Below are 22795 nucleotides of genomic sequence, written 5' to 3'. Positions count from 1 at the left end.
ATGTCACTGATTTATTGAAACTAATTTCATTATTTTACTTACATTTTCATATTCAATTTCATCGATTTATTAAAAAACACTTGGAGGTCATATTAGTAAATATATATATTAAAAAAACATTGATATAATAATACTATTTACTAACCCTTAAACCCTTTAAAATATGATGACACTTGCAAAAATTGTAGTTGATATAATTCTTATAATTATATCAATCTTCTGAAACCTGAAAATGTAAAACTTAGTTCTAGAATAAGTTTTACTATTTTTAACCTTTAAACAGGTACTAAAAATGCAAAAACAAGTATTTAAAGCATTAGCAAAAATTAACAAAGTAATCTTACCTAGTTATTCTAAAAAAAGGTTAGATCTTGCCAAAGCAACAAAGCTTCAATTGGCCATTATAGGTTGGCGATGGTATGTAACCAAAAATGCTTTAGATTAGATTACCTAAGGAGACTTTATTCTTACAGCCTACCTTTCAATAATTCTTTATAATCATCCGGAGAGTCAATATCTATTAAAGTTTTTTTATGCGTTGGCAATATTGAAAGAATATTAGTAACATCACTATTCAAAAGGGTCTTTGCCCCTTTATCTCCATTCAGTTTTAATAGACTGTTGAAATGCTTCTTTGGGAAAATAGCAGGAACACCATTTTTATTGACATAGTCTGATGCTATAACCCTATCAGAGTTAGCATGGTAGGTATCCATTAATAAATCGAGATAATCTGAATCAACAAAAGGTTGATCTGCCAACATAATTAAAACAGCATCTGGAATATTTTCTAAGGATAAAACATAATTAATTCCAGCCACAATGCTAGAACTCAGTCCTTCTTTCCAATTAACATTATCAATAAAAGTTACCTGATTTGACGTAACTTGATTTTTGATTGTTTCTGAATTTGCACCTAAAACACAATACACATTTTTTGCTTTTGACACTAAGCCCTGTGAAATGGTGTTTTGTAAAAGTGTAGAATTTTGAAACCATAGGAGTTGCTTGGTCTTCCCCATTCGTGAAGCGCTACCCGCAGCTAATATGAGTATGCAAATATCCAGTTTAAAGGTGAATTTTTCCTGACAAGGTTTTTAAAGAAAATGGTTCTCTTTTTCTAGTCACTGCTAAAATTTCAGACAATATTGATAATGCTATTTCCTCGGGAGTAACCGCTCCCAAATTTAGTCCTGCCGGACTGTGAATGCTATCTAATAAAGCTTCGTCTAAATCTTCAATATATTCAAACAATTCATTTTGAAGTTGCTGCCTTCTTTTTACTGATCCTAAAATACCAATGTAAGACAATTTGCAATCCTTCAGTTTCAATAAATATCGAAGGTCTTGAGCATAATTGTGAGTCATTAAAACTACCGAACACTCATCATCAATTATATCTGCAACAAAGGTCTCAGGTGTACTGGAAACGACTGTTTTTGCTCCAGGAAAATCTTTTAGCACCTTAGGATCACTCATAGAAGTAATAACATCAACCTCCCAACCCAATAATGAAGCCATCTTACAAAGTTTTACAGCATCATGCTCACCACCAATAATCAACAATTTAAAACATGGTGGCAAAGTTTGAGCAAAGATCTTTATACCTTCCTCTAAGGAACTAAGCACAAATGAATTTGAAAAACTATATGTTTTAATATCATTAAAACTAATTACGGAACCAAAATTCCCAACACAATCATCTTCTCTCTTAAAAAAAGATTTTATTTCAAAAGTGCTTCTATCTTCAATATTTTGAAAAAAGACTTCTTTTAAATCATCTGAAACATAAAACGACTCAATCAAAATATATAATGAACCTTCGCATCCTAATCTGTATCTTCCATCATAAACCATGACTTTAGATTGTCCAGTTGTAAAAACGGTTTGAGCTCTTCTGAGCACCTCCTTCTCCACACAACCACCACTAACAGCACCAATCATTTCACCATCGTCTGTTAATAACATTCTAACACCAGGTTTTCTATAAGATGAGCCTTCCAAATCTACAACCGTAGCTAGAACACTCTTATTCCCCGATGCCTGATTTTGAATAGCAGCTTGAATTATTTGCTGTAACTCGTGTGTCATTACGTTTAAGTTTAAATTCTAAATATAAAGCAATAATTTTAAAAAATGGTATTACGCCTACGCTTCCTTAATAGATGTTATTGAAGTAGATTTATAAAATATGAACCATATACTCAAAAATAGAAATACTATGATTCCAATAGTACATGACAATTCATAATTCAATTTAAAACCTTCTGGAGCTACCAAAATATAAGTAGTTACAACAATTGTCATAAACGCAGCAGGAATTAGAATAAACCAAGCCTTCTTGCCTTGTTGTTTCATATAAACAGCCGCAGCCCACAAAACGATAGTTGCTAACATTTGATTGGACCAACCAAAGTAGCGCCAAATAATTCCGAAATCTATATTTGTTAAAGCTAATGCTACAAGAAAAATTGGAATGGTTACTATCAACCGTTTTAAAATTTTAGACTGACTAACATCGAATGAATCTGCAATGATTAATCGTGCACTTCTAAAAGCAGTATCTCCAGATGTAATTGGTGCTGCAATAACACCAAAAACAGCTAATATTCCACCTATCTTACCCAATGTAGTATTACAAATTATATTTACTACCCATGCTGCATTATGCCCTTCTTCTGCCATAGTTGCGCCTAATTCTTCAACACCACCAAAAAATGCCATGGCAATAGCAGCCCAGATTAAGGCCACAATACCTTCGGTTATCATTGCACCAATAAACACTTTCTTTCCATGAGCTTCATTGGAGATGCATCTGGCCATTAACGGAGATTGCGTTGAATGAAACCCAGAAATAGCACCACATGCAATTGTAATAAACAGCAATGGAAATACAGGATAATCACTTGGATTAGCATGCATATTAACGAGATTCTGAGGAGATAATTCTGGTATTGTATAATCTAGAAACAATAATGCACCCAGTAATCCTACAGCCATGACTAAAAGTGAAAAACCAAATATAGGATACACTTTCCCAATTAACTTATCAATTGGAATCATAGTAGCCAACAAATAATATAAAAATATACATGCCACCAAAATAGACACATCCACACCTATTAATCCTTGTAATATTGTAGCAGGTCCTTTAACAAACACAACACCAACCAATATTAAAAGTACAACAGCAAAAATTCGCATGAATTGTTTCATACCATTACCCAAATACTTCCCTACTATTTCAGGAATACTGTCACCACCATGTCTTATGGACAACATTCCGGAAAAATAGTCGTGAACACAACCGGCAAATATGGTTCCTAAAACAATCCAAAGAAAAGCTACTGGCCCCCATAATGCTCCGGCAATTGCACCAAAAATTGGTCCCAAACCTGCAATATTTAAAAACTGAATTAAGAAGATTTTCCCTAATTTAAGCGGTAAAAAATCTACACCATCTTGTTTTGAAATAGCTGGTGTGGGCCTGTCTTTATCAATTTCAAATTTTCGTTCAATGAATGAACCATAAATAAAATACCCAGCTACTAAAACAACAATACTTATTAAAAAGCTTATCATAATTCAAATTTAATTTTACTACAACCTATCTTCATGTTTTTCGAAGAACTGCTGAAGTTTGTCTTGTTGATTAGCATTAAGATTATTCTGTTCACTCAAATACCAATAAACTCTTCGGGCGATTAAAAAATTACCATCTAAAAAAGGTATAAGCCCCTTATTAATTTGTTCCGAATTTGGATTTTTATCTTCCATCAGTCCAAGAAAAACGGAAAACTCTTGAAATGACTTCAAATGCACCATCTCTTTATTATAAGAATCAAAATATGCTCTAGGTATTTCTCTTTTGGTATGCTGTAATGATCTCATTACTGCAATTCTTTGAAGTTTACCTCCATTAATAAAAACCTCTTTAAGCGCAGATGAATAAACTTCTATTGGCGCTGATTCCAAATACGTTATTGAAGATTTTATTAAAGTATCATTTAATGACACCCTCTTTATCACAGGTTCTACATACTCTATTTCATAGTTTTTTCTTTCCTTTAAAGCCTCCAAAGCTATTGGATAAAAACTAATATTATCATCTACTATAAACTCAAAAAGCTTGCTATTGGTAGACGATTCTCCTGTGGTTTTCCTAATAGTTTTTACAATCTCTCCGTTAGCCCAATGCCATAAAGTATAACACGTTAAGGCTGCACCTGGTACGGTGTCTTTTTCGTCTAATTCTAGAGCAGTTGCCCCTGATACAGCATCAACATCTTCATCACCATGATCAACTACCGTTAAAACTTCACTTATTTCAACATCCTTAAAAGGGGAATTTGTATTAGCCAAAACCGAATGCAACTTCTTATAATCTTCTGGTTCAAAAAAATCGGCTTCATATTTTTCTAAAGTAGCTCCTTCCTCCAGCACATATTTTTGATAAACCCCTATACTATTCCAATACAATCTCACTGGAATGACTTTACAAACCTCTTCCAGACAAATTACCGATTCTACATTCATTGCATAACCAATAGTCACGCTGTCTTTATTTTGAATTTCAGTTAGAATGGTATGAATTGCACCTATTTCTCCTGGATGATATACTTCTACCTCATGATTTATCTCAATAATATCGTTAGACATTACATCCAAGTCATTGGAAAAAAGTATCCAATAAGGAAAAAAGAGGAATGATATTAATTTTAATTTATTTACCATTATGAGTAACAACGAATCTCAAACAATTTAACATTTACAGCTCCGTATGTTTCCTTAAGTTTTAATTTCACAGCTGTTGTTTTTAAATTGTCAAACTTAAATTTTATTAATCTGGTTCTATTATTTTCTATACTACCTAAATCATGCCATTTACCATTAACACGTGCTTGTAAGCTTAATGACTTTAGCATTTCTTTTGGAACATGATTTCCGTAAAGTTCATTATTTCTACTATCTTTTCGCATCATAATATTTCGCTTCACATTAGTATCGCACTTTAATTCAACCGAAGACAAATCAACAGGAGACTCCCACTCTAATTGCAGTTCTGCATTTAGCCCATCGGATTTCCAATGATTTATTGCTCCATCAATATCTCTAGAAATACCGTTTAAAAGATTTTTAGGATCTCCTGATAAGGTACTCGAACCAAAAATTAAACTAGATTTTTTAGCCAAATCTTTAGGATCATTTGCTGGTCTTTTAGGTATAAAAGCATCATCACGCATTAGCATTTCTTGCAACTCGCTAATATGATTCTTTCCAACTTCCCTAGGTAAAACATTTTTCCTATTACAAATAGTAGCTGCTGTACCAACAGCTTGCCCCTGAAGCGAACAAGTTGCCATAATTCTTGAAGATGATAAAGCAATATGTGTTTGACTCACATTCCTTCCAGCAAACATTAAATTAGACACATTTTTAGAATATAAACTTCTGAATGGAAACTGATATACTTCTTCAAAATGATAATGGAAATAACTGGGAGGTTCCGAAATATCTTCAATACCTCCTGGGTTATGTTCATCTAAAGACCAACCTCCAAAAGCAACGGCATCATAAAAATGTTTATGCTCTGTCATATCTTTTTCAGAAACTATATAATCACCTATAAAACGGCGAGATTCTCTTCTTGAAGGTAAAGACCCAACCCAATCAAGGGCCAAATTTTCAGCCTCAGGAAAATTACCAGAGTTTTTAATATAATCCCAAACCCCATGTAAATAACCCATAAGCTTATGTCTGTTAATTTCTGCATCTCCAATAATATCACCATCACTACCAACTTCTATCCACCAAATACCATCTTGAAACCCAGCAAACTTTCTTCTTTTATGTCCACCCTCATGCGTATATTTAATAGCAAAAGACGGAGGTATATATTTCATTGGTCTACCCATATCTTTTGAAGACATTAAAAGAGTTGCTCCCATTTGCCATCCATCTGGTTCATCAGGCGCATAGGTTTCATCAAATTCTGCCTTTCCTTCTCTTCCCGTTCTATATTCTGCCCCAGCCGAAGCACCTAATAAACCATCTCCAGAAGAATCAATATAAACCGGAGCATTAATGGTGTACAATGTCTCTGTTGTACTCTGCCAACATTTAGCAGATTTTATTTTATCCCCATCCATAACCGCTTCAATAGCCTGAGTATTTAACATTAACGTTAAATTAGGCTCTCTTACAACAAAATCATACATCACATGATCAAAAACCGGAAATGATTCCTGTTCATTTTCAAATCTATTATGCAATAGAATTTCTTCAATGATACCTGTTTCTCGTTCGGCTTTACCTTTTAAATTATTCACACCATTCAAATGTACCCTCATTTCACTGGAGGCATTTCCTCCTAAAACAGGTCTATCTTGTACTAATACTGTTTTTGAGCCATTTCTGGCTGCAGCAACCGCCGCACATATACCAGCTGCACCACCACCTATTACTGCTACATCATAATTAACAATTTTCTTCCTATTTGGAATTCCTTTTTTTCCAGTACCTAAATGATACCATTTATCTTTATTTCTATCATCTAAAATATCATTTGTAGAAGCGCATGAAGACGCAATAATTGGAACCACTCCAGCTGCTACAACTGCTTTTGTACCTTTTTTAAAAAACTCTCTTCTTTTCATTTGTTTCAGTTTTGCCTAAGGCACTTATCAAAATAAGTCCTTAATATTTTAGTATTTGTGTTTTTTAGTTAATTAAAAGTATCACTCAATAAATTATTATTTAATTGCAGATTTACTTCCTTTCCATCCAGCATTAAATTGTACCATAAGTTTAGTAACCAATTCTGGACTTTCTTTAGCAATATTTTTGGTTTCTAAGGGGTCGGTATTATGATCATATAACTCAATGAATACAGGTTCTTTTTCAGGATTAGTATGGTCCTTCCATACAATAAATCGATAGTCTTTTGTTCTCATGGCACATCCCATTAAATTATTCTCAAACAAAACTCTATCCCACTTATCTCCCTGTTGCTTAATTATTCGTCCCTCTACCTCTTCTAGCAAATGTCCAAAATATGTTTCACGCATTGCAGGGCGAATAGGAAAAGCACCCCATTCTCTTAGAGCCGGTGAAGGAAACTGACTAAAAGCAGCCGTTTTCCATTGCCTATTAGGGTTTTCTAATAAAGATTTAAAACTAGTACCCTCAACATGGTCTGGCATCTCTAAGCCAGCCAATTCAGTAAGAGTTGGATACATATCAATTAATTCCACCAAAGCATCTGTTGTTTTACCACGACTTCCCTTTGGCATATCTGGAGTCCAAATCATCATTGGAACACGTGTGGCTATTTCGTAATTGGTAGCTTTTCCCCAAATACCCATATCGCCCAAATGCCAACCATGGTCACTCCAAACAATAATAATTGTATTATCTCTCACTCCCACTTCTTCTAAGGCACTAATCATTTTACCAATTTGAGCATCAACATAACTAACACAAGCTAAATACGCATGCTTTAGTGTAATAGCCAGTTCTTTATTTATCTCACCCTTTTTAGGAATACCACTTCTAACGCGCAATTCAAATGATGGATGTAAACCAACTTGAGCACCATTTTCTGGACCAGTAACTTGTGCAGATAGCTTAATTTTTTCTCTATCGTATAAATCCCAATATTTTTTTGGAGCCACCCAGTTTAAATGAGGTTTATTAAAACCTAGTCCTAGAAAGAAAGGCGTATCTGGTGTTGTAGCCAACATATCCTTCATGGTTGCTATAGCCATTTCGGTATTATAACCGTCTCCATAAGTATTATCGGGAACATCTGCACTTTCGTAAGCATTTCCCATGGCCAAACCGTATCTGGCCACTTTTCCATATTTATCAAACATGGCTTTTCGAGTTTCAGACCGTTCCTTAATATTTTCCCCTAATGCAAACCCAACAGGATCTTTAACTCCTTTTATCATCATACTACCCAAAGCAGGTAATCTACTCCACGACTTTTGATCATCTTTATCACCATGATGAAAAATTTTGCCACAGTAAACTGTTTCATAACCATTGTTCATAAAGTGTTGTGGAAGCGTTACTACATCAGGGTTCACTTTTCTAAATTTGATATAGTTATGAAATACACCACTAGTCTCTGGCCTAATACCTGTTAATAAACTTGCTCTGGAAGGCCCACATATAGCTTGTTGGCAATATGCCTTATTGAACTGTAATCCTTGACTTGCCAGTTTATCCAAATTGGGGCTTACGGCAATTTCAGAACCGTAACTACCTAATTCTGGTCTTAAGTCGTCTATACCAATAAAAAGAATGTTAGGAGACTTAATCTGTTCTGGTGTTTTGTCTTGACAACCAAAAAAGACTATTATTAGTAGCGAATAAAAAAAGATTTTCATTGAATAATTAATTTAATATTAAAGGCAACCAAACACTCATTTCTGCTTCTCCTCTATTTGACCAAGCAAAGTAAGGTACAAACTGAGCATTATAATTTTCCCATTTCAAACTTTTAAGCTCTCTATACATTCCTTCTTTTGGCTGTTTACGAAGTTTTATATTTCCTGAAATAGTGGTTACACCACCCAAAATATCAGACTTGTAAGTCGGCGTTAATTTTGAATCTACGGGCAAATAGGCATCCAATATACTAGTATCCTTTGGTAAATCTGGTGATTCTAAACAATAAACCACAGGGCCTCTCTTTATAGCAGCTTGATTTCTAACTTCTTCAATTAGTGGGTTTCCTTCTAACAATTTAACACTCATTGGAAGATTAAGTGATATTACATCTCCTTCTTTCCACTTACGATTAATAACTGCAAAGGTTCCTGGTTTAGAATTAGAATTGACCGATTTGCCATTTACCTTAAGCACATAAGTAGATGCCCAATCAGGAATTCTTAACATAAAATCAAATGCATCTTTTTTACATGCATCAATTGTGATTTTTATATCACCATCCCATGGGTAATTTGTTTCTTGCCTTAGTTTAATACTAGAACCGTCTGCCATTTTGGTATCTAACTTATTGCCTCCATATAAATTAACAGCTAATCCGTTTTCAGCTAAACTATACGCCCAAGCCGAAGATTTAACTATGGTCCTAACCAAATTAGGAGGACAACAAAAACATGGTATATAAGGCGTTCTATCTGGATAATCTGTAATACCCATTTTATGGCCAGCAGTTCTTCGTAATGGGTTGGTATAAAAATAGGAGTCACCTTTTAAGCTTATTCCAGACAGGGCACTATTGTACAACACTAACTCCATAATATCGGCATGTTTAGATTCTCCCTTCACACCCAACATTCTATAATTAAACATGGCATTACATAAGTTAGCACAAGTTTCATTATAAGCATGAGCATTATGCATTTCGTAATCTATTGTAAAAGCTTCATGAACAAAATCTCTGTTAGAAGAACCACCATCGTGCTTTTGTCCACAAGCTCCAGTAACAAACATTTTTTTGTCTACAATATTTCCCCAAATCTTATCTAAAGCATCAATTAATGCTTTTTCACCAGTTTCTGCATACACATCGGCAGCTCCTGCATAATAATAAAGCGCTAAAACAGCATGCCCAACGGCTTCATCAGATTCACGCAAAGGTGTTCTTTCTTGGGTCATATCTCCTATATGCTGATGTCTTACTGTTGCATGTGGTTCAACCTTAGACTTCCCTCTCATATTGATAAAAATCTCAGCTAAATCTAAATACTTTTTATCTTTTGTGGTTCTATACAACTCAACCAAGCCCATTATTTGCACCTGATTAAAACCAAAACGTGATAATTCTTTTGGTTGAGGTTGAAATATGCTATAAAGGTTATCGGCATGTTTAATTGCTATATCTAAAAAATTAGTTTTACCAGTAACTCTGTAATAAATACAGGCAGCTATATACAAATGCCCGCTATTGTACATTTCATGATACTTTCTTTCAGAAAAAGGATCTATGTTTTTTAGTTGCGTTTGAGTTTGCAAATAGCCATTTTCTTGTTGAGATTTTCCAATTATTTCAATATGTTGATCTAATTCTTCTAAAATCTTCTCGTCCTTATTAATGGCATAAACGTAGGTTGCAGCTTCCATCCATTTATAAAAATCACCATCATGCCAATTCATTCCTTTATGCTCACCTTCTTTTAAACCTGCAGCAATTTTAAAATTATTTAAAGAGTGCCCTACATCTCCTTTAAGAACTTCTCCCATATATGGCACCATAACCTCTTCAGCTACTTTAAATTTATCTGCCCAAAATCCATCCGTCCATTGGCAATCTCCAATATTTAGACTTTTTAATTTCACATGCGGACTGTACGCCGTATTTATCGCTCCTTTACTTGCATCTAAATCCAAGTCTTTACTAGTTCTTATATTTAAGGCAATGTTGGTATCTGATACATTTTCTTGGTTTTGTTTACATGAAACCATCAGCGCAAGACTGAATAGTACAATTAGTAAGTTTTTCATTATTCTCATTTTAGTTTAGTTGTATTTTAATTGCTTAGTAGCTGATTCATTTGCAGGTTTAAACTCTTCTTTATTTTCTTATATTTTTTGTCCGAGGCCAAGTTTTTCCATTCGTAAGGATCTTTCTCATTATCATAAAGCTCTTCTTTACCATTTACATAGCGGATATATCTATATTTCTTAGATCTAACAGAATAGCTTTGCTCGTTAACTTTATTGCTTTTAAAATTCCCTCTAACCACTGTTAAAGCTACATCCGGCCCTTTCCAATCATGCCTTTCTGGACTTTCTAAAAATGGTTTTAAGCTATAACCGCTTAAAGGTTTACCGTTTTTAGTTTTTAAATTGCTTGACTTGATATTTGAAAAATCGGCAATTGTGGGAAACACATCTATTAGAGACACAGGGTGATTAATTCGTTTACCAATACTGGATTGCATCTGTGGAGCTTTAACTATTAATGGAACCCTTGTGCTCTCTTCCCATAAGTTATTCTTATATAAAAAATCCTTCTGACCATGATTATATCCATGATCACTCGTTAAAATTACGATAGTATTGTCTTTAAACTTACTTTCTTTTAAAGCTGTTAAAACCTTTCCCACCTGAGCGTCTGCAAAACTAACACAGGCCAAATAGGCTTGTAAATATTTCTTCAAACCATCCTTAAGAGTAGGATAAGAGGCCCTCAACTCTTCTAGGTGTTTTGCCCATGGTGGCGTCCATGGAAAAGTTGATCTATAAAACGTATCATCGGTATCATTTTTCTTAATAACAGGCACTTTAAGCTTCTCTAAAGGATACATACCAAAATACTCTTGTGGGGCCACTAATGGTGTATGTGGGCGCACGAAACCAACAGCCATAAAAAATGGCTTATCTAATTCGGTCTTCTCTAAAGCCTTTAATTTTTCTACAGCCCATTTTGCATGTTGCTCATCGTTAAGCAAATCTCTGTCTTCTTCATTAACATATTTAAAAGGCTTCCGATTGGCTACATCATACCACCCATTATTACCTGGGAATTTATCATCTTCAAGAATGTTTGGAACATTAGCTAGAGATGTAAACAGACCGTCATTTTTATTTGTTGAATATTCTTTTGGCATTATAGGGTGCGGTACCACTTTTTTTCCGTTGAAAGCGTAAGGTCCAAAGTTGTTGGGTATTCCATACTGATGCCAATCAGATTTTACTCTATGATGCATTAACTTACCAGTTCCAAAAGTGTGATACCCATTATCGCCCATGAATTTAGGAAGCGATTTACAGTTTTTTAAAACCTCATTTTTTGTCCAATCTGTAAACCAAAAATTTTCCGATACATGTGGGTAAATTCCGGTAAGGAAACTTGCTCTGGAAGGAGCGCATATTGGTGCGTTAGTATGTGCGTTGTCGAATACAGTACCTTCTTTGGCTAAGGCGTCCATATTTGGTGTTTTTACCTGGGGGTGCCCTCCTAAAAACCCTGTATTATCATTTAAATCATCTAATACAATAAGTAGGATATTGGGTTGTTCCTTTTCTTGAGCAAATACACTTTCTGATAAACATAAAACAAGAAGCAAAAAGCTAAGGTTTGAAATCTTAAGCATTTAATCTATTTTAATATTTGTATAAATTTAAGCCAAAGCATCGTTTCAAAAACAATAAAATGCATTACAAAAACTTAACATTTAAATAAATCATCATTATATTAGCTTAACAAGATGAGAATGAAAAAATCAAATGAAATTTTTTAAACTACTATATTACAGCATTTTAAATTATTATAGAATTACTTTTTTTTTCATTGTAATACTTAACTTGGTGCAATTTGAAAGATTACATTCTCAGCAATTCAAGACTCATTTTAATGAAGGACTAGTCTCCATTAAAACACCAAACGATTCCGTACCAATTATAATAGAAAAGCTTAAAGAGAATGCCATATTAGAAAACGACACTATTTCACTTATAAGAAGCCTAATTTCATTAAGTGCTTTTGAGCGACATAGACTTAATTTCAACAAAGCATTTGGCTATGCGGGTGAAGCTCTATTTTTGGCGGAATCACATAAAGACAGACTCTATATTGCTAAAACTCAGGAAGAACTTGGTACTCTAACCTATTTATACAAACAAGATGAAGAGTCTGGTAATTATTTCACCAATGCTCATAAAACTTATAAAAACCTTTATACTGAGGGAAGTATTAACATTTCGGAATTATATAGGTCTTATTATAATTTGGTAATGCACAATCAACGTATTGCTAACCAAGATAACTTACGCGCTCATATTGATACCTGTAACAGTTTAGCTAAAAAATTTAAACCAGATGCTATATCAAGACTTCACTTAAACGAAAAAAAATCTAGTTTAAATGAATGGAATGGAAACTTTAATAAAGCCTTACAATTATTACACTCTGTAGCCATTGAACTCGAAAATACCCAACCAGACTCTGAACTTAAGCAAGAGAACAAACGTTTTTTACTTATTGTTTATGGGAGAATGGCGGTTATTTATGTTAAAATGAATAAGCCAAAGTTGGCTGAAACTTATTTTGAAAAATTTGTCAAAATTCAAGGGGTTCTTGGTGAAACCACTTTTTACAGATCATTTTTATACTCTAGGTATGCTGAAGTTTTGTATAATCAAGGATCCTTTGCAAAAGCCTACGAATATGAACAAAAGTCTAATGCAATTGGTAATGCATATTTGGACCCTAGAAACGAACAAAACAAAGACTTTATAACAACCAGAAACCCATATAAAGAACAGCTTATTAAAAAAAACGAGCAGCTTAACCTTAAAAATCTAGAACTAGCTAAACAACGTGAAGACATTCTGCGTTTTAGAGTTATACTTTTCGTTATTCTATTGGTTTTAGTTATTGTTGGTTTTCTTATTCGATCTAGAATTAGGTCCTTAAAGTTTCAGAAAAAGGAACAGAATTCAAAGGAACTATTAAACATAAAAAATAAGGAACTAACTGCAAACACGCTTCAACTTATTGAGAAAGAGGAAGTCATTAAAACATTAAGTAATTATGTAAAAGAAACCATTAAAGATAAGAAGGCTCAATCTCTATTAAAGTCTCTTGAACATAGTTCGGTAAGCCTTTGGGATTCTTTCAATTCGCGATTTAAAGAACAAAATATTGGATTCTATGACCGGCTTCAGAAGAAATCACCAAACCTTTCTTCTTCAGATTTAAAATTATGTGCTTTGATTAAACTAAATTTCTCTGGCAAAGAAATGGCCTACCTTTTAGGTATTTCATTGGGTAGCGTACATGTAGCCAGACATAGACTTCGTAAAAAAATGAAGCTAGATAGAAATAAGAATTTAACACAATTCATTAACACTATCTAGCTTATAGTTTAGCCTATTATTTTACTTCTAATAGCAGAATCCCATTAGTTTTTAATTCAAAATTACCATCCAAAATTTGACCTGTAAACATATTTTTGATTGAGCTGATATTTCCATTTTTTAAACTTAAATTCAACTTAGCAGTATGTGCACCTATATTTAAAATATTAACCAAATATCCTCCGTTTGGATTTTTTACAACTCTCCAAGTACAGCCTTTGTGATGTGTTCCATTATCTTCGGTTAGAACAACTTCTGATAAACTTTCAGAAATAGTCTCTAAAACCTCTTTTTTAATATCTTCAACCGAAAGTTCTTTGCCCAACATTATTAAACTTCCATTTCCTTTTAATAGCGATTTTTCTCTATTTTGCCCATATTCATTTTTAGACAAACTATTTTTACTATCAACTATTACTGTTCCTCCATTATTCAAATAACCTTGTAACGCATCAAACTCCCCATCAGTAACAAACTCTGTGTCATAAACTAAAATTGCATCCCAATTATCATTATTCTGTTTTTCAATTATTTTCTGTGATGCATAACCCATTGGAAATCCTTCAAAATATAAAGCTTCATACATAGGGAATTGCTGCGTCATATGAAACTTTTTATTGATGGCTGAGGTTTCAGAATGAAACAATCTTACCGGTCTTCTCTGTTTTCTTAAAGCAAAAACTTCTTCAGAAAAAGAGTTTAAATCCATCATAACCTGAGTATATTCATTTGCTACATTTGGCTGCATATTTACTGATCCAGCATATGAACCTGCTAATGCGGGATCAAAAAAGTCCAATTCACCTTCTAGCCTATCCTCTGGAGAACCATCCGGATCCCTAGCCCAAAACCATGCTATTTGAGCATCCATTCCATGAAGCGTTGCTAACCACGTTGTATTTCTAACATAATCTGAAGACGTATCTAACTTTCTCCACCAAGATGCAGACAAAAAATGAGATTCTGAATTAAAATGAATTTTGTTAGGTGAAACAGACTCCATAAAATCATAAGCTACACTCATTTCTTCCCAGAAATATGAATATTTTTCCTCCCACTCTTCTGGTTCTTTACTCCTAATATCACGTTCTCTTATTTTGGCATCATCACCAATCATTGTTGTTAACTCTGTTAAACTTTCAGCATCAATTCCATGCGAACGTGCATTTTCAGAAAACAGATTTGGCATTATTTTAATACTTGTATCTGCATCTGGATTAACTTTATGCAATTCTCCTTGTAGATAAGTAAACCAATCTACACTTCTATCCATATTATATCTACACCAGTCATACCAAATTGGTTTACCTCGTAATGCTTTATCAATTGGGACTTCAATTTCTACATTATTAAAATCTACAAAAGAGGTTTCCCAATTTTTGTTCAACCCCGAAATGTTTCCATTATATTTTTTTGAAAGCCAAACTTTAAATTTACTTATGGTGTGTGATGACAACTCTGTCATTTCCTTAAATCTCGCAGTCCAATGATTTTTTTCAGAATACCAGTGAGGTTCATTAGACAACACATATCCCATTTGGGTTACTTTTTTCCCTTTGGTCAATTCACCAGCTTTTTGAATAACATCGCTCCAAACCTTTCTAGCCAAAGGATTATCAATATCAAATCCTGTAAACAATGAACGTCCTTTTGTTAGGTCTGGGTCTTTTTGATGCACCCAGTCTGGCATACCCATATTCCAAAGAATCATAAAACCGACATTGGTGTCTGGAATTTCAGTGATAAGTTCAATCTTTTCATTGAATGTTCCATCTTCATTAAGAATATATGGATTTATTGCACGGTCCATATTGGTCTCATAAAGCCTTTGCCCTCCATGATACACAGCACCTAAATGATCGTTGTAAACACTTTTATTTGTTAGAGGTTGCCCTACAGTTTTAGAGAAATAATCATATAAGAAAACAGGTTTACCGTTACTTAAAAACATATCTTTCGCCACTTCAATATTTTCCCAATCTACTTTTGAAACAGGTCTTCTTATAATAGACCCATCAATAACTCCAGTTAGGTTTTTAATCCCTTCATCTAAAATTTCAATTACCTTTTGTCTTTCGAAATTAGGAAGCTCCTCTGCAGATTTCTTTTTATCAGCTTCAAAGGGTGCATAATATCCAAAGAGTTTTTCTATATCTTCCATATGAGCTTCATCCCAATTGGCAAACTTTAAAAATTCTTTAGAAAACCATAAGGTGGTTTCTTCTCTTGTAACATCTAAAGATTTTTTACGAGCTTCAGCCATTAAATTTTCTAGTTTATCAATTTTATCTAAAGCTTTTTGCTCTAAAGGCGATTTTTTATCACAGCTTATTAAACTGAATATAAAAAGCAAACAGAGTATACTTTTCAATACCATGAATTTATCAATTCTCATAATTTTAATTTGTTTGAACATTATCACTATTGAGGGAGGTTACCTTTCCAGCCCTTGTTAAATTGTCCCATTAATTGTTTAACTAATTCAGGGTTGTCATCAGCAATATTTTTGGTTTCACCAGGATCTGTTTGATGGTCATACAATTCATAAAACAAAGGCTCACTATCTTTATTTGTATAGTCTTTCCACACTATGAATCTGTATTTTTGGGTGCGCATTGCATATCCCATTAAATTATTTTCAAATAATTCTCTATCCCATTTATCTTTCATTTGCGCCTTAATTTTCCCTTCAACCTCTTCAATTAAAGGCCCAAAATAAGTTTCTCTCATTCCTTTAGAAAGTGGGTTAGCCGCCCATTCTCTTAAAGCCGGTGTTGGAAACTGACTAAAAGCAGCACTTTTCCATTCTTGACTTGGATCTTCCAACAATGGAACAAAACTATGACCTTCTAAATGACTTGGTTTTTCTATACCTGCTAATTCACATAAAGTAGGGTACATATCAACCAACTCTACTAAAGCATCAGACTTTTTGCCACGAGTTCCCTTTGGCATATCGGGAGTCCAAACCATTAAAGGTACTCTGGTTGCAATTTCATAATTTGTAGCTTTACACCAGATTCCCATATCACCTAAATGAAAACCATGATCACTCCAAATCATTATTATAGTATTATCTCTTAATCCAGCTTCATCTAAAGCATCAATCATTTTACCTATTTGGGCATCTATATAGCTTACACATGCTAAATACGCATGCTTTAAGTTTCTTGCCATCTCATCATCAATAGGCCCTTTTTTGGGAATACCGTATCTAGCACGTAATTCAAATGAAGGATGCAAGCCCATAGAAGCACCATTTTCAGGAGCATCAGTTAGTGTTGCTAATTTGATTTTTTCAGGGTCATATAAATCCCAGTATTTTGAAGGAGCCATCCAATTTAAATGAGGTTTCTTCATACCCATACCTAAAAAGAAAGGTTTATCCGGATTTTTTTCTACCATATCTTTCATGGTAGCTATGGCTAATTCTGCATTATACCCATCTTCGTAAAAAGTATCTTCAACATCAGCTCTTTCATATGCCGGACCTTTTCCTAAACCATTTCTTGGTGCATTTTCGCCATATTTAGCGATAACCTCAGCGGTAGCTTTTTTAGAAAACTCTTGGTTTTCAGGTAAAGCATATCCACCAGGAGCCTTACTCTTTTTAATGGTCATTTTATCATGAGCTGGCTCTCTACTCCATGATTTTTCATTATCTGCCCAAGCAGGTTTATGAAAGATTTTCCCAGTATGAACAGTTTCATACCCGTTACTTTTAAAGAGTTGAGCAACAGTTACAATATGCGGATTTGCTTCTCTAAAGTATGTGAAATTTTCAATAACATTTATGGTCTCAGGACGCGCACCTGTCATTAAACTTGCTCTGGAAGGACTACATATAGGTTCTTGACAGTATGCTTTGTTAAACAGCAAACCACCTGAAGCAAACTTATCTAAATTTGGCGTAACTGCTATTTCCGATCCATATGCACCTATTTCAGGTCTTAAATCATCAATAGCCAAGAAAAGAATATTCGGCTTTTTGGTAGGTTGAATATCTTTAGGTTCTTCTTTAGTTTTACAACCTAGAAGTATAGTAAGCAAAAGCACTATTTTTAGCAGTCTCATAATTATTGAAAAGTTATTAAATAAATATCCTTCAAATTACGAAAAAATAGATGCTAAAAACAGTGCTTGACTTACCTTATGCTTATATTATTTTAACCTTGTTTAAAAGTGTTATTTTACCTGAAGGGTTACTTCTTGATTATCATAACCTTGAGCCTTAGCTATAACTTTTACAGTTCCAGCATTTTTAGTTGACTGAAGAATCATTAAACATCTTCCTTTTGCAGTGGTAAGACTATTAGATTGAAAATCCTGAATATTACTTCTAGCTCCGTTATCAACTCCTAAAATTTTAGCATCACCTACAACTTCAAATTCTATTTTAGCATTTTCGGTTTTTACTGGAAGTCCATCTTTATCAACCAACTGCACTATAAAATGTGAAACATCATAAGCATCTGCCTTTAATTCTATTTTATCGGCTGTTAAAGTAAAGCCTATAGGTTCTGAAGTGGTTTTCAATTCTGTTGAAATCTCATCTTCACCAGAAGTAGCTTTCGCTATTAAAGTTCCCACTTCATAAGGGATTGTCCAACGGCATAGTTTATCTGGACTATCAGCTCCTTTTCTACTTCCCAATGATTTTCCATTTAAGAACAGCTCCACAGAATCAAGGTTTGAACACACCTCAACAACAACAGGTTCACCGTCTTTATAATTCCAGTGCATATTGGAATCTCTCCACTTATAAGCATTGCTGTTTTCAGGTAATTGTTGACCAGAAATACTTGTTTGTTTAAAACCAGATTTAGCCACAGGAAGAGTTCCAATAGAAATATGAGGTTCATCTACCCAAATACTTTTAAAGTAATTCCAGCCTTGGTATTTAAATCCTGCTAAATCTAATAAATCTCCCCAACCACTTTTTTCCGGCCAGTCTCCATCTCGTTCACCCATGTAATCAATACCAGTCCACATGAAAATACTAAATACGCCTGGTTTTTCAAGTACTTGTTTCCAATCATCCCAGGTTCCAGGATTTTCATTAATAGTAATATGTCTATCTGGCCAATGCTCCTGAGCCCAAGCTATATCCAGATTTCTATAACTAAATCCTGAAATATCAACGGCATCAGCATAACCGCTCACCATACTTGTTTGAGGCACAACCATGTTAGTTGTAACAATTCTTGTAGGATCCAGTTCTCTTGTCCATTTTGCCAATTTATGAGCTGTTTCTGCCAAAATATACTCTCCTTTTTCAGCTGCATCATAATTAGCTTTTATCTCTTTAGGCGTTAATATTGGAGCACTTCCCCAATACCCTCCAGACGCTTGAGGGTCATTAGGGTCTTTCCAGAATCCTGTATCATATCTGTAATGCAAATAAGTCCATTCAATTTCATTACCAATACTCCATTGAAAAACTGATGGGTGGTTCCTATCACGCAACATGGTTCTAGTTAGATCACTTTGCGCCCATTCTTGAAAATGCTCTACATAACCACGAGTGATATAATCAAAACTGCGATCGTGATAGTTCTTTCTCTTATCTTTTGCATAATCCCATTCATCAAAAAACTCATCTTGCACCAAGATTCCCATTTCATCACATAGATTCATAAACTCTTCTGAATATGGATTGTGTGCTGTTCTAATAGCATTGACACCACAAGCTTTTAAAGCTTCAAAACGCCTTCTCCAAACACCTTCTGGCACAGCAGCCCCAACTAATCCGGCAGCATGATGAATACAAACCCCTTTTACATTGGTTTTCTTTTCATTTAAATAAAACCCTGTTTTGTTATCAAAACGAAGGCTTCTAATTCCGAAAGGCGTGGTATATTCATCAACCACCTTTCCATTTTGAGAAACAGTAGTAACAGCCTTATACATATTTGGATTTTCGGTATCCCAAAGCTTAGGATTTGAAAGCGAAAAATCTTGTTCAAAAACTTCCTTATTATTAGCACTTAAACTTAATTGTTCTTCTTTTGAAGCAACCTGGTTACCATCACCATCAATTATGTTTGTAGTTAAAGTAAACTCACTGTTATTCGCCAACTGATTGTTAACAGTAGTTTCTAAATGAATAGATGCTTTTTCTTTTGTTGCAACTGGTGTGGAAATAAATGTACCCCATATTGGAATATGTAATTTATTAAGGGTAATTAATTTCACATTTCTGTAAATACCACTACCTGTATACCAACGTCCGTCGGCATATCTGGAATGGTCTACATGAACCGTTAATACGTTTTCTTTATTCTTGTTTAATAGTGGTCCTAAATCAAAATAAGTTGGAGAATAACCATATGGATTCTCTCCTAACTTTTTACCATTTAACCAAAAGGTAGCGTTGTTATAAACCCCATCAAACAATACATATACACTTTTATTATCAATATCTTCAGGTGTTTCAAAATGCTTTTGATACACGCCAACTCCACCTGGCAAATAACCTGTACAACCTTCAAAACTTTCATCAAACGAAAGTTCTACACTCCAGTCATGGGGTAATCTGATATCGCGCCAATCGGTATCCTTTAATGGAACGTTAGTTGGTAAAACCGTGTCTTTTTGAAGTTGAAATTTCCAATCGAAATTAAAATCTAATTCTCTGCTTAATGCTGATGTATTTGTAGTTGTTTTTTCCCCGCAAGAAAACAAACAAATTACAAGTAATAGTGTGGTAAAAATGTGCTTGTTCATTCTAAGTTTAGTTTAGAATGCAAGTTAATTAACAAATACCAAATTAGTAAAATATATACCTTAAATATTTAAGTTGTCTAGTTTATTTATAGTCTATTAAAGCTCATGATTTGTCAATTTATTACTCTTTTTCGGTCATATGTATTCTAAAAAAATAGTATAACTTAATCTCCTATAACTACAGGAATCCAAACACTCATTTCTGCTTTACCCCTATTTGCCCAAGCAAAATACGGTACAAACTGTGCTTTATAAGTATCCCATTTTAAATCAGACATTTCTCTATACATCCCTTGTTTATTATCTTTTCGAAGTTTTATATCTCCAGTAATTGTTGAAATACCACCTAAAAAATCAGGTTTATAAGTAGCCGTTAAGGTTGATTTTAATGGTAAGTAAACATCTAAAATATCTGTTCCTTCTGGTAAATCTGGTGATTCAACGCAGTATACAACTGGCCCTCTTTTAACAGCAGCTTGATTTCGTACCTCTTCAATTAGTGGATGCCCTTCTAATAGCATAACATCCATTGGCATGTCTAAAGTTAATACATCTCCTTTTTTCCATTGTCTATTTATCACAGTGAATGATTTGGCTTTCACTTCCATATTAATCGGTTCTCCGTTAACTAAAACTTTAGACCCTTCTGCCCAGTCTGGAATTCTTAATAAAATATCAAAAGGTTCTTTTTTACTTTTTTCGACAGTAATTTCCACTTTACCCTCCCAAGGATAATTGGTAACCTGTTTTAATTCAATATTTGAACCATCTAATAGTTTAGTAGACAATTTATTTCCTCCATAAAGATTCACCGCAACACCATTCTCAGTTAAACTGTATGCCCAACCAGAAACTTTAGTTATTGTACGCACTAAATTTGGAGGACAACAAAAACATGGAATATAAGGTTGGCGAACATCAAATTCAGTATCATTTCCAGGATCATAACCATCATGACTAACTCGTAATGGATTAGCATAGAAATAATCCTTCCCTTCTACACTAATTCCTGATAAAGCGCTATTAAAAAGTACCAACTCCATAATATCAGCATACTTAGATTCTCCATGAAGCCCTAACATTCTATAACTAAACATTGAATTACATACGTTAGCACAGGTCTCATTATAAGCAGATAAATTTGGCATCATATACTCATTAAGAAACCCTTCATGAATCATATCAACATGTTTAGACACACCATGATGTGTTTGCCCACAAGCACCAGTAACGTACATTTTCTTATCTACAACGTTACTCCACAACCTATCTAAAGCTTTAATTAATGCTTTCTCCCCAGTTTCGGCAGCCACATCTGCAACACCAGCATAATAATACAATGCTAGTACTGCATGCCCTTCAGCCGTTTTAGCCTTACGTATTGGAGTGCGTTCCTGAACCATATCACCTATATGCTTATAACTAGACACATCGGTTGGTTCTACTTTTGATTGCCCTCTTAAATTAATAAACAACTCAGCTAACTCTAAATACTTCTTGTTCTTAGTGTTTCTATATAATTCAACCAAGCCCATTATTTGAGTTTGATTAAAACCAAAGCGTTTAAGTAAGCCTTTTGGTTCTGGCATAAACTTACTATATAAAAAATCTGCGTTTTTTATAGCTATATCTAAGAAATTGGATTTTCCTGTAATGCGATTGTGAATACAGGCACTGGTATAGAGATGCCCAAAATTATACATCTCATGATGTTGTCTATTTCCAAATCGGTGCATTTCCTCTTCCGTTTGAACCTTGGTGTGAATATATCCGTCCTCTGCTTGAGCTTGTTTAATAATATCAATATATCCATCAATTTCTTTAACAATTTTTTCATCTTTATTCTGAGCATAAACATACATTGATGCTTCTATCCATTTATAAAAATCACCATCATGCCATTTCATTCCCTTATGCTTCCCCTCCTTTAATCCGGCGGCAATCTTAAAGTTGTTCAAAGCATGCCCAACATCACCCGTTAAAAGTTCTCCCATATATGGGACCATAGTTTCTTGTGCCACTTTAAATTTATCCGCCCAAAAACCCTCTGTCCATTGACAATCGCCAATATTAATACTCTTAAACTTTACATGTTTACTTTCTGAATTATTTAAAATTCCATTTTCTTGTGCAAAAGAAAATAGAGATAATAAAAAACATAGGAGGAATAAAATATTGAACTTCATTATAGAAAAGATTTTGATGACATTAACAAACTAATTTATTCAAATGA

At 34.0% G+C, this 22795-nt stretch carries 14 protein-coding genes; 2 read left to right on the top strand and 12 right to left on the bottom strand.

Annotated elements, in window-relative coordinates; translation table 11 throughout:
* The first annotated feature begins 292 nt into the window (after positions 1 to 292).
* On the top strand, positions 293 to 445 hold the full coding sequence (locus FUA22_RS15565) for an SsrA-binding protein (protein WP_147769514.1): 153 nt from the start codon (positions 293 to 295) through the stop codon (positions 443 to 445).
* A 22-nt stretch (positions 446 to 467) separates the two neighbouring features.
* On the opposite strand, the gene FUA22_RS15560 is transcribed toward FUA22_RS15565, so the two are convergent.
* From FUA22_RS15560 to FUA22_RS15525, 8 genes are all read right to left on the bottom strand, one after another.
* Positions 468 to 1049 carry a nucleotidyltransferase family protein gene (locus FUA22_RS15560; protein WP_262713241.1) on the bottom strand — a complete coding sequence of 194 codons (582 nt, stop codon included), beginning with the start codon at positions 1047 to 1049 and terminating at the stop codon, positions 468 to 470.
* Positions 1050 to 1068: 19 nt separating this feature from the next.
* Positions 1069 to 2091, bottom strand: coding sequence for an XdhC family protein (locus FUA22_RS15555; protein ID WP_147769512.1), 1023 nt, complete (start codon positions 2089 to 2091; stop codon positions 1069 to 1071).
* Between the two features lie 57 nt (positions 2092 to 2148).
* On the bottom strand, positions 2149 to 3582 hold the full coding sequence (locus FUA22_RS15550; RefSeq protein ID WP_147769511.1) for a carbon starvation CstA family protein: 1434 nt from the start codon (positions 3580 to 3582) through the stop codon (positions 2149 to 2151).
* Positions 3583 to 3600: 18 nt separating this feature from the next.
* The gene (locus tag FUA22_RS15545; protein ID WP_147769510.1) at positions 3601 to 4659 is read right to left on the bottom strand and encodes a hypothetical protein; all 1059 of its coding nucleotides are present in this window, start codon (positions 4657 to 4659) and stop codon (positions 3601 to 3603) included.
* A gap of 74 nt (positions 4660 to 4733) precedes the next feature.
* Positions 4734 to 6656 (bottom strand): FAD-dependent oxidoreductase, encoded by a 1923-nt coding sequence (locus FUA22_RS15540; protein WP_147769509.1) that lies wholly within the window; start codon positions 6654 to 6656, stop codon positions 4734 to 4736.
* 96 nt (positions 6657 to 6752) lie between these two features.
* Entirely contained in the window at positions 6753 to 8393 is a 1641-nt protein-coding gene (locus FUA22_RS15535; protein ID WP_147769508.1) for a sulfatase, read from the bottom strand.
* Positions 8394 to 8400: 7 nt separating this feature from the next.
* The gene (locus FUA22_RS15530; protein ID WP_147769507.1) at positions 8401 to 10476 is read right to left on the bottom strand and encodes a glycoside hydrolase family 127 protein; all 2076 of its coding nucleotides are present in this window, start codon (positions 10474 to 10476) and stop codon (positions 8401 to 8403) included.
* Positions 10477 to 10502: 26 nt separating this feature from the next.
* A complete protein-coding gene (locus tag FUA22_RS15525) occupies positions 10503 to 12071 on the bottom strand; it encodes a sulfatase (RefSeq protein WP_147769506.1) in 1569 nt (522 codons plus the stop codon).
* 214 nt (positions 12072 to 12285) lie between these two features.
* Here FUA22_RS15525 and FUA22_RS15520 point away from each other — a divergent pair, with 214 nt between their 5' ends.
* A complete protein-coding gene (locus FUA22_RS15520) occupies positions 12286 to 13836 on the top strand; it encodes a helix-turn-helix transcriptional regulator (protein WP_147769505.1) in 1551 nt (516 codons plus the stop codon).
* A gap of 16 nt (positions 13837 to 13852) precedes the next feature.
* Here the strand turns inward: FUA22_RS15520 and FUA22_RS15515 are convergent, their stop codons facing one another.
* The 4 genes from FUA22_RS15515 to FUA22_RS15500 form a co-directional block, all read right to left on the bottom strand.
* Complete coding sequence (locus FUA22_RS15515; protein ID WP_147769504.1) at positions 13853 to 16231, bottom strand: type 1 glutamine amidotransferase family protein; 2379 nt, start codon at positions 16229 to 16231, stop codon at positions 13853 to 13855.
* A gap of 26 nt (positions 16232 to 16257) precedes the next feature.
* Complete coding sequence (locus tag FUA22_RS15510) at positions 16258 to 17910, bottom strand: sulfatase (protein WP_170309948.1); 1653 nt, start codon at positions 17908 to 17910, stop codon at positions 16258 to 16260.
* A 111-nt stretch (positions 17911 to 18021) separates the two neighbouring features.
* Positions 18022 to 20562, bottom strand: coding sequence for a glycoside hydrolase family 2 TIM barrel-domain containing protein (locus FUA22_RS15505; RefSeq protein WP_147769503.1), 2541 nt, complete (start codon positions 20560 to 20562; stop codon positions 18022 to 18024).
* A 164-nt stretch (positions 20563 to 20726) separates the two neighbouring features.
* Positions 20727 to 22748 (bottom strand): glycoside hydrolase family 127 protein, encoded by a 2022-nt coding sequence (locus FUA22_RS15500; protein WP_147769502.1) that lies wholly within the window; start codon positions 22746 to 22748, stop codon positions 20727 to 20729.
* Between the last annotated feature and the right edge of the window lie 47 nt (positions 22749 to 22795).

The sequence above is a fragment of the Seonamhaeicola maritimus genome, from assembly GCF_008056315.1.
GTDB classification, from domain to species: Bacteria; Bacteroidota; Bacteroidia; order Flavobacteriales; family Flavobacteriaceae; genus Seonamhaeicola; species Seonamhaeicola maritimus.
This window is presented reverse-complemented; position numbering and strand designations above follow the sequence as displayed.